8 protein-coding genes are annotated in these 9,079 nt (G+C 74.0%); 2 read left to right on the top strand and 6 right to left on the bottom strand.

Translation table 11 applies throughout. From position 1 onward, the window contains the following. Positions 1-116: 116 nt before the first annotated feature. Positions 117-2,249, bottom strand: coding sequence for a RecQ family ATP-dependent DNA helicase (locus tag ACPYOM_RS18705; RefSeq protein ID WP_481347106.1), 2,133 nt, complete (start codon positions 2,247-2,249; stop codon positions 117-119). A gap of 150 nt (positions 2,250-2,399) precedes the next feature. Here ACPYOM_RS18705 and ACPYOM_RS18700 point away from each other — a divergent pair, with 150 nt between their 5' ends. Both ACPYOM_RS18700 and ACPYOM_RS18695 read left to right on the top strand, forming a co-directional pair. Then, positions 2,400-2,939 carry an acyl-CoA thioesterase gene (locus tag ACPYOM_RS18700; protein ID WP_481347105.1) on the top strand — a complete coding sequence of 180 codons (540 nt, stop codon included), beginning with the start codon at positions 2,400-2,402 and terminating at the stop codon, positions 2,937-2,939. Between the two features lie 10 nt (positions 2,940-2,949). Further along, positions 2,950-3,606, top strand: a complete 657-nt coding sequence (locus ACPYOM_RS18695) for a DUF8185 domain-containing protein (RefSeq protein WP_481347104.1) — start codon at positions 2,950-2,952, stop codon at positions 3,604-3,606. Positions 3,607-3,619: 13 nt separating this feature from the next. Here ACPYOM_RS18695 and ACPYOM_RS18690 read toward each other — a convergent pair whose 3' ends face one another. From ACPYOM_RS18690 to ACPYOM_RS18670, 5 genes are all read right to left on the bottom strand, one after another. Beyond that, positions 3,620-4,420, bottom strand: a complete 801-nt coding sequence (locus ACPYOM_RS18690; RefSeq protein ID WP_481347103.1) for a glycerophosphodiester phosphodiesterase family protein — start codon at positions 4,418-4,420, stop codon at positions 3,620-3,622. Between the two features lie 113 nt (positions 4,421-4,533). Further along, entirely contained in the window at positions 4,534-6,330 is a 1,797-nt protein-coding gene (locus ACPYOM_RS18685; protein WP_481347102.1) for a glycoside hydrolase family 13 protein, read from the bottom strand. Between the two features lie 400 nt (positions 6,331-6,730). Beyond that, positions 6,731-7,435 (bottom strand): hypothetical protein, encoded by a 705-nt coding sequence (locus ACPYOM_RS18680; RefSeq protein WP_481342752.1) that lies wholly within the window; start codon positions 7,433-7,435, stop codon positions 6,731-6,733. A 139-nt stretch (positions 7,436-7,574) separates the two neighbouring features. Next, positions 7,575-7,961 carry a globin gene (locus tag ACPYOM_RS18675; RefSeq protein ID WP_481342751.1) on the bottom strand — a complete coding sequence of 129 codons (387 nt, stop codon included), beginning with the start codon at positions 7,959-7,961 and terminating at the stop codon, positions 7,575-7,577. 33 nt (positions 7,962-7,994) lie between these two features. Next, the coding region (locus tag ACPYOM_RS18670; protein WP_481347101.1) for a mechanosensitive ion channel family protein at positions 7,995-9,079 on the bottom strand (1,085 nt) is incomplete at its 5' end.

The raw sequence follows: 9,079 nt of genomic DNA, 5'->3' as shown, positions 1-9,079 counted from the left end.
TCCGTCGTCGGCAGCGTCAGATGTGTATAAGAGACAGACCCTACCCAGCCCCCGTCGGCCCCGTCCCCGTGCCCGACGTGGGGCCGGCGCCACGGCACGGCCACCTGCCGCCGTGCTCACGCCTCGAGCGCGAGGACGAGCGGGAGCACCCCGGGCGCCCCGGCCTGACGCAGGAGGCCTGCGCACACCGTCAGCGTCCAGCGCGAGTCGGCGACGTCGTCGACGAGCAGCACGGGACCGGGCGCCCCGGCCAGCCGCGCCGCGAGCTCGGGTCCGACGACGAGTCGGCCCCACACGTTGGCCAGCCGGAAGGCGCTGTTGCCGCCAGGCTCGCCCACCGGGCCGCCCTCGGCGAGGTCGAGCGACCCGAGGTAGGGCAGCCGCCCGAGCTCGGCGATGCCCGCCGCCAGGGACCCGACGAGCCGTGGACGGCGTCGCGACGGGACCGACACGACCGCGACGGGGCGTTGCGACCACCCCCAGGTCGCGAGGACGTCGACGCACGCGCGCAGCACCTCGGGCGGCAGCTCGCCGTCGTCGCCGCGGAGCAGCTCGCGCAGCCGCTGACCCCAGCCGAGGTCGCTGAGCCGGGCGACCGCGCGGCCCTCGGTCATGGCCGTCTCCGCCCCGATGCGGCCGCGCACGGGGACACCGAGGCGGTCCATCCCGGACGGCCACTGCGCCCGGGGCTCCAGGGCGACACCGGGTCGGTCCAGCCGGGCGCGGGCGGTGGTGACGGCCGCGTCCGGGATCGTCGCGTCGAACCACGGCCCGGCACAGCCGTCGCAGCGGCCGCACGGCTCGGCCGTCTCGTCGTCGAGGCAGGTCTGCAGGAACGCCATGCGGCACCCCTCGTTGCGCTCGTAGTCGACCATGAGCTGCTGCTCACGCTCGCGGGCCTGCGTGACCCGCCCGTAGCGCTCCTCGTCGTAGGCCCACGGCTCGCCGGTGGCGGTCCACCCGCCGGGCACCCGGCGGACGGCGCCGTCGACGTCGAGCACCTTGAGCAGCAGCTCGAGCCGCGTGCGACGCACGTCGACGATGGCCTCGAGCGCGACCGTGGACAGCGGCTTCGGCGACTCGGTGAGGGCCCGCAGCACGGCGTCTGCCTGGTCCTGGCGCGGCATGGAGGCCGATGCGAAGTAGCGCCAGATGTCCTTGTCCTCGGGGCCGGGCATGAGCAGGACGTCGGCGCGCTCCGTGGCCCGCCCCGCGCGACCGACCTGCTGGTAGTAGGCGACGGGGGAGGAGGGCGCACCCAGGTGCAGGACGAACCCGAGGTCGGGCTTGTCGAAGCCCATGCCGAGCGCCGACGTGGCCACGAGCGCCTTGACGGTGTTGTCGCGCAGGGCCTCCTCGAGGCGGATGCGCTCGGCAGGCTCGGTGCGGCCCGTGTAGGCGGCGACCTCGTGCCCGGCCTCGCGCAGCGCGGCGGCGACGTCCTCGGCCGCTGCCACGGTCAGGGCGTAGACGATGCCGGAGCCGGGCAGCTGTGCCAGGTGGGCGATGAGCCAGGCCAGCCGCTGCTCCGGCGCGGCGAGCGGCAGCACGCCGAGGCGCAGCGACGCACGGGCGAGCGGACCGCGCAGCGTCAGCACGTCGTGGCCGCCGGCGCCGAGCTGCTCGACGACGTCGGTGACGACCCGCGCGTTGGCGGTGGCCGTCGTCGCGAGGACCGGCGTGTGCTCGGGCAGGGTCGTGAGCAGGTCGCGGATGCGGCGGTAGTCGGGCCGGAAGTCGTGCCCCCAGTCGCTGACGCAGTGCGCCTCGTCGACGACGAGCAGGCCGCAGGTCCGGGCCAGCTGCGGCAGCTGCTCGTCGCGGAACCGTGGGTTGTTGAGCCGCTCGGGGCTGACGAGCAGGACGTCGACGGCATCTGCCGCGAGGGCGGCCGACACCTCGCCCCACTCGTCGGCATTGGTCGAGTTGAGCGTCACGGCGCGGATGCCGGCCCGCTGGGCGGCCCCGATCTGGTCACGCATCAGCGCCAGCAGCGGGCTGACGATGACGGTCGGTCCCGCGTCCTCGGCCCGGCGCAGGGCGGTCGCGACGAAGTACACGGCCGACTTGCCCCACCCCGTGCGCTGCACGACGAGGACGCGCCGACGACCCTCGACGAGTGCGGCGATGGCCTCGAGCTGGCCGTCACGGAACTCGGCGTCAGGCCGTCCGACGAGCCGGCGCAGTGCCTCGGTCGCCCGTGACCGCAGTGGGTCGTCGACCACGTCCACGGGTCCGGCGTCGCCCATGGCGTCGGTGGTGGTGGGCTGGGCGGCAGGCGTCGGGGGCATGCGTCCAACCTACGTGCCGCCGCCGACGGGTCCGCCTCCCCGGGCCGGGCCCTGTGGACGCCGGTGGGCGCCCGGACGGGGATGGGGACGGGCTGGGAGGATGGCGTCATGACCGACGCGCCGGACGGCACGACCCGTTCCTCGACCGACCTCCAGGCCCCGTACGCCGCGCACGTGGCGCTGCGCTGGTCCGACATGGACGCCTACGCGCACATCAACAACGTGCAGTTCCTCCGGCTGCTCGAGGACGCGCGCGTCATCGCCTTCCGGGACTGGTTCGACGGCACCGGCGCGGGCAACAAGACGCTGCTCGACGAGGGCGTGCTCGTCGCGCGACACGAGATCGAGTACCGGCGGCCGCTCGGCTTCCGGCACGCACCGGTCGAGATCCGGATGTGGGTCTCGCGGGTCGGTGGGGCCGGCTTCGACGTCGCCTACATCGTCACCGACCCCGTGGGGATGGATCCGCACGGTGCCCAGGGGCGAGGTGACGGGACGCGAGGTGACGAGGTCGTGTACGCCGTCGCGGAGACCGAGCTGGCCCTCTACGACTTCGCGTCCGCGTCACCGCGGCGGATGCGGCCGGAGGAGCGGGACGCCCTGCGGCCCCACCGCAGTGGCCCGGCACCGTTCCGGCGTCGACGGTGAGGGCCCGACCGTGACCACCGACGTGCGACACGTCGACTTCGGTGACCCCCGGGGCCTGGCCGACCTCGAGACGTTCCTGGCCCGGGCCCGGCGCGCCAACCCCGACGGCGCCGTGCGGCTGCAGGTCGCCGGCGGCCTGGCCCTCGTCACGGTCGCCGTCCTCGAGGGCGGCGGCCTGCTCGGTGAGGGCACGGTCCTCGGTCTGCGCGTCGTGCGGGTCCGGGCAGTCGGCCACGACGCCGGCGCGGCCCTCGACACGACGGTGTCGTTCGCGTCGCTCGCCGACCGGCTGGCGCGCCGCGATGCGTCGAGCGTCCTCGCCGTGCCCCCGACCACCGTGCGGGCGCCGTGGGGCGGGCTGACACCCCCACGCGACGGCTGGGAGCCCGTGGGGCGGCTCACCAGCGAGGCCGTGGACGCGGTTGCGCGCGAGGGGATCTCGCAGGTTGCCGCGGGAACCCCCGACGGTGCCGGCGCTCACGCGGTCACGGCCCTGCGCCGTCGCGTGTGGGGCGCGATGACCGACACCGTGCCGCCCGTCGCGGCCGGTCTGGCCTTCGGCGCGCACGTGCTCGGCTTCACCGCGCCGGGCACCGAGGCGTCGGTGTCGACCAACGGACGCTGGACCCGCCTGTCGACCGCGCGGGGTCACGTGCTGGTGCGCTGACGAAGCGGCTTCGTCAGCGCCCGGTCCACGTGCCACGCTGGACGAGCACCTGCTTGAGCACGTCGATGCGGTCGCTGACGAGACCGTCCACGCCGAGGTCGAGCAGCCGGTGCATCTGCTCCGGGTCGTCGATCGTCCAGACATGCACCTGCTTGCCCGCTGCGTGCGCCGCCGCGACGAACCCCGGGGTCACGACCCGCACGACGCGCCCGCGCACGGGGAACGAGGCGGGCACCTGGAAGACCTCCGCGGGTGAGCGCAGCCAGCGGGCCAGCCAGCGCGGGCCGTAGCGGTTGACCGCGGCGCCGACGGGCGCGGCCGCGGTCGTGACGCGTCCGCGGGCGAGGCGTCGGAACTGGGCGATGTTGCGCTGCGAGAACGAGCCGACGCAGACCCGCTCGTGGAGGCGGCGCTCCTCGATGAGACGCCAGAGGGCCGCCGGCGTCCCCGGCGCCTTGAGGTCGAGGTTGAGGTTGACCTCCGGCCACGCGTCGAGGACCTCGGTGAGCAGGGGCACGCGCTCACCGTCGCCGATGGCGGCCTCGCGCACCTGCTCCCAGGTGAGCCGGTGGATGAGTCCGGCCCGGTCGGTCACGCGGTCGAGGCGGGTGTCGTGGAAGGCGACGAGCCGGCCGTCGGCCGTCAGGTGCACGTCGGTCTCGAGGTGGGTGTAGCCGAGGGCGACGGCATGGCCGAACGCCGTCATCGTGTTCTCGAGGCCGACGTTGGGCCGGTAGAGCGCGCCACCGCGGTGGGCGAGGGCCACCGGCGTCCGGGCGAGGTAGGGGCGGGGGCGCGGCGCCGGCACGGTCATGGCGCGAGACTAGGCGCTCACCGCCCGGCCTGGACACCTCCGGTGGTGCGGCGAGGGCGCCCCCTGGCGGGGGGCGCCCTCGCGCGGGTCGGAGCAGTGGGGGACCGGCACGGTCAGGCCCAGAGTGCCCAGACGGTCGTGTCGGTGGGGACGCTTCCGGCCACCAGGGGACCGGAGGCGACGAGCACGTCGACGCCCTCGGGCAGCTCGACCGGCTCGGCGCCGAGGTTGGTGACGACGAGGACGCGCTCGCGGTCCGGTCCGCCGTTGGTCAGCGCGAGAACGTCCTCGCCGTAGCCCTCGACCCACGTCAGCGACCCGGTGCCGAGGTGGAGGCGTCGACGCTCCGCGAGCAGCGACCGGTAGAGCTCGAGGGTGGAGCCGGGCACGCCGGTCTGCCGGTCGACCGCGTAGTCGGCGTACACCGCCGGCTGCGGCAGCCACGTCGCGTCGGTCTGGCCGAAGCCGAGGCTGGGCGCGTCGGCGACCCACGGCATCGGGACCCGGCAGCCGTCGCGGCCGGTCTCGGCGCCCGCGGTGCGCGCGAACGTCGGGTCCTGGCGGAACTCGGCCGGCATGTCCGTCGAGTCGGGCAGGCCGAGCTCCTCGCCCTGGTACAGGTAGGCACCGCCCGGCAGGGCCAGCATGAGCGCGGTCGCGGCCCGGGCGCGGCGCAGGCCCAGCTCGCGGTCCGGTTGCGGGTCGGCGGCGCTGATGCCGTTCATCCGCGGCGTGCCGGGCGCGAAACCGAGGCGCGAGGCGTGGCGCACGACGTCATGGTTCGACAGCACCCACGTCGACGGCGCGCCCACCGAGTCGGCCGCCCGCAGCGACGACGTGATGACCGAGCGCAGGTCGGCGGCGACCCACGCCGAGGTGAGGAAGTCGAAGTTGAACGCCTGGTGCATCTCGTCCGGGCGGACGTACGCGACGGCGCGCTCCTGCGGCTCGACCCAGGCCTCGGCGCACAGGATGCGGTCGGGGGTGCCGTAGGACTCGAGGACGCGGCGCCAGGAACGGTAGATCTCGTGAACGCCGTCCTGGTCCCACATCGGGCTGCGCTTCGTGTGGTCGATGCGGGGCTGGTCGTCCGGGCGCGCGGTTGCCACGGCGGCGTCGTCGTGCTCGGCGTGGCCGAGCATGACGGTGCGCTCCTCCTCGGTGTCGGGCAGGCCCTGCTCCTTGATCAGGCCGTGCGCGACGTCGACGCGGAAGCCGTCGACGCCCCGGTCGAGCCAGAAGCGCAGGATCGACTCGAACTCGGCACGCACCTCGGGGTGCTCCCAGTTGAAGTCGGGCTGCTTCGGGTCGAACAGGTGCAGGTACCACTGGCCCGGACGGCCGTTCTCCTCGGTGACCTGCGTCCACGCGGCGCCGCCGAAAACGGACTGCCAGTTGTTCGGGGGCAGCTCGCCGTGCTCGCCGCGGCCCTCGCGGAAGACGTAGCGCTCGCGCTCGGCCGAGCCGGGGCCCGCTGCGAGCGCGGCTGCGAACCACTCGTGCTCGTCCGAGGAGTGGTTCGGGACCATGTCCACGATGACCTTGAGGCCCAGCTCGTGGGCGCGCGCGATCATCGCGTCCGCGTCGGCGAGCGTGCCGAACAGCGGGTCGACGTCGCGGTAGTCGGCGACGTCGTAGCCGGCGTCGGCCTGGGGCGAGGTGTAGAACGGCGACAGCCAGACCGCGTCGACGCCGAGCGCGCTGAGGTGCTCGAGGCGCGCGGTGATGCCGGGCAGGTCGCCGACGCCGTCGCCGTCGCCGTCGCTCCACGAGCGGGGGTAGATCTGGTAGATCACGGCCTGACGCCACCACGCCCCGTCCGGGTGGTCGGCGGCGTGGACCGGGCTGTCCGCCTCGCGGACGCCCGTCACGGTGGCGGGCGTGAGGGTCTGGGCTGCTGATCGCGTCACGAGCCACCATCGTTCCTCATGCCCACGGAAACTCCAAGCAAGATCTGCAAGATCTTGCATGTCGACCTTGCGGGTGGCGTCGTCGAGCGCCGCGAGGGGGACCGTCGCGTGGCCCCGTCCCGGCAGCCTGCTGGACGAAGCGCGCGCGACGGGGTTCGGCGCGCGGACTTTCGCGCGCCGGGACCGTGCATCGCGCGACACGTGGTGTGACGCGCGCTCCGGGCCGGGATCGACGCCAGCTGCTGACGCGGCTCGTCCAGCCACCCAGTACGCCGGTCCGGCACTGCCGGCCCCAGGCCGCGGCCTGCTCACCGGCCGGGCACCGAGTCAGCACACCGCGGCCCGCTGGCCGGCCTCCCGCTCCACCGCGTGAGGCTGGACGTGGCTCGGGTCGGCCCGGTCAGTCAGGGCCGTCCATCTCGATGACCCCGGCGGCGGCCGCCTTCTTCACGGCGTCGGCCTCGGCCTGGGTCAGCGTGCCGCTCTGCACCGCCTGGGCGAGCCGGTCGTCGAAGGCCTTCTGGCGTGCGGCCTGCGCGGCCGCACGAACGGCGGCGATGGCGCCGCGCACCTTGGCGACGTCCATGCGCAGGCGCTTGGCGAGCGCCGTCGTGAAGGCATCGAGCCTCGCGTCGCGCTGGGCCGTCGACGGAGGCGAGGTCGGCGGTGTGGTGGGCGACGTGGTCGGCGGGGCGGTCGGCTGGGCCGCGGCGCGGGCGGCGCGGAGGTCGTCTCGGGCGCCCTTGATGGCGTCGCGCAACGTCGACTCGCTGACGCCGAGGCGCGCCGCGAGGTCGGCCACGCCGGCGCCGAGGTGCCCGACACCCAGACCGCGCCCGAGGTCTCCACCGCCCTTGCCGGGCCGGCCACCGGGACCCCAACCGTGCCCGTGGTTGCCGTTGCCGTTCCCGTGGTTGCCGTTGCCGGGGTTGCCGGTGGCGGTCGGGGCGGGGGTCGTCGCGGCCGCCGGGACGACCGCCACCGCGGTCCTCGAGGACGGGCTCGGCGAGTCGGCGCGGGCCACCGCGGAGACTCCCAGGGCGACGGCCAGCGCGGCGGCGCCTGCGGCAGCGACCCCCACCGACGTGCGGTTCAGCTCGACCATCTCGGCCTCCTTGCGGATGCAGGCGCCACGCCACCCGTGGCCACACGCACCAGCACAGCACGGCCCGCGTCGGGGCGTCAGGGGTTTCGCCTGTGACTCGGCTGTGACTTCCTGTGAGCCGGAGGGCGTCCCGGGACGCTCAGAACGTGCCGTCGGGTCCGGGGGTGTTGACGAGCGAGTAGGCCGCGCGCGTCAGGTAGTCGCGCAGCAGGTCGTCGTGCTCGGGCGCGAGGTCGAGCGTGTCGACGGCGTTCATCATGTGCAGCAGCCAGCGGTCACGCATGTCGGGGGTCACCGGAAAGGGCATGTGGCGCATCCGCAGCCTCGGGTGGCCGCGCTGTTGCGAGTACGTCGTCGGCCCACCCCAGTACTGCTCGAAGAACATCCGCAGGCGCTCCTCCGCGGGGCCGAGGTCCTGCTCCGGGTAGAGCGCGCGCAGCGGCTCGTCCCGGGCGACGCCCCGGTAGAACTCGCGGACGAGCTTGGCGAAGGTCTCGTGGCCGCCGAAGTCCTCGTAGTAGGTCACGCCGGTCAGTCTCTCAGGTGCGGTCCGGTGGCCTCAGAGCGGCTTGCCCCCGCCGTACGGCGGCATGACCGGTGACGGGCTCTTGATGCCGGCCCGGTCGAGGGCGCCCTTGACCTGCTCGCGGATCTCCCGCTGGATGGCGAACTGCTCGTTCGCGACGGTCTTGGCCAGGATCCTGATCGTGATGACACCGGCCGACATCGACTCGACGCCGACGACGTTCGGCTCCTCGAGCAGGACGTCCCGCCACCGGTCGTCGTCGTCCATGACCGACACGACGTCGCGGATCACCGAGGTCGCCTGCTCGACGTCCTGGTCGTAGGCGATCGGGACGTCGACCATCGCCGTGGACCACCCCTGGGTCTTGTTGCCGATGCGGATGATCTCGCCGTTGCGGATGTACCACGTCATGCCCTGCGCGTCGCGCAGCTGCGTGATGCGCAGCGACACGTTCTCGACGGTGCCGACGGCCTCACCGGTGTCGATGACGTCGCCGACGCCGTACTGGTCCTCGATGATCATGAAGACACCCGAGAGGAAGTCCTTGACGAGGCTCTGGGCGCCGAACGCGAGCGCGACGCCACCCACCCCGGCCGAGGTGAGGATCGGCGTCAGCGGGATGCCGACGAGCGAGAGCACGGTCAGGCCCGTCACGCCGAAGACGATGAAGGTCGTGATGCTCTTGAGCAGCGCACCCATCGTCTGGGTCCGCTGCACGTGGCGGGCGTTGGCGACACCCACCGCGCTCGGCGCCCGGCGGTTGCCCCCGAGGAGGCCGGCGAGGCGCTCGGCGCGTCTGGAGGCGGCCGTCGCGACGACGCGGTTGATGAGGCGGTGCACGGCCCACCGGACGAAGAGCCCGAGCACGATCGTCACGAGGATGAGCAACGGCGTGCCGACGAGCCAGTCGCCGAGCTGGGACCAGGTGACCTGCGGCATGGACAGCTCCAACGGTCCCTCCGTTCCGGGCAGGTGTGGTGGCGTGTCGGTCGGCGCGAGCGCCCTGACGAGGCGCGCGGTGGACGGTGTCGTGAGTTCGTCGGTCACAGAGTCTCGTTCGGTGCAGGGGACAGGGCCGGTGCTGTCTCTTATACACATCTGACGCTGCCGACGACGGA

It is taken from the genome of Monashia sp. HAY1-2A (assembly GCF_056755315.1).
Note: the sequence above shows the minus strand (reverse complement) of the source record. Positions and strands in the feature narration are given on the sequence as shown.

Bases quoted from the DNA above. Each gene is read 5' to 3' on its own strand.
- ACPYOM_RS18690 (WP_481347103.1), bottom strand. From the start codon at position 4,420: ATGACCGTGCCGGCGCCGCGCCCCCGCCCCTACCTCGCCCGGACGCCG.
- ACPYOM_RS18680 (WP_481342752.1), bottom strand. From the start codon at position 7,435: ATGGTCGAGCTGAACCGCACGTCGGTGGGGGTCGCTGCCGCAGGCGCC.
- ACPYOM_RS18700 (WP_481347105.1), top strand. From the start codon at position 2,400: ATGACCGACGCGCCGGACGGCACGACCCGTTCCTCGACCGACCTCCAG.
- ACPYOM_RS18705 (WP_481347106.1), bottom strand. From the start codon at position 2,249: ATGGGCGACGCCGGACCCGTGGACGTGGTCGACGACCCACTGCGGTCA.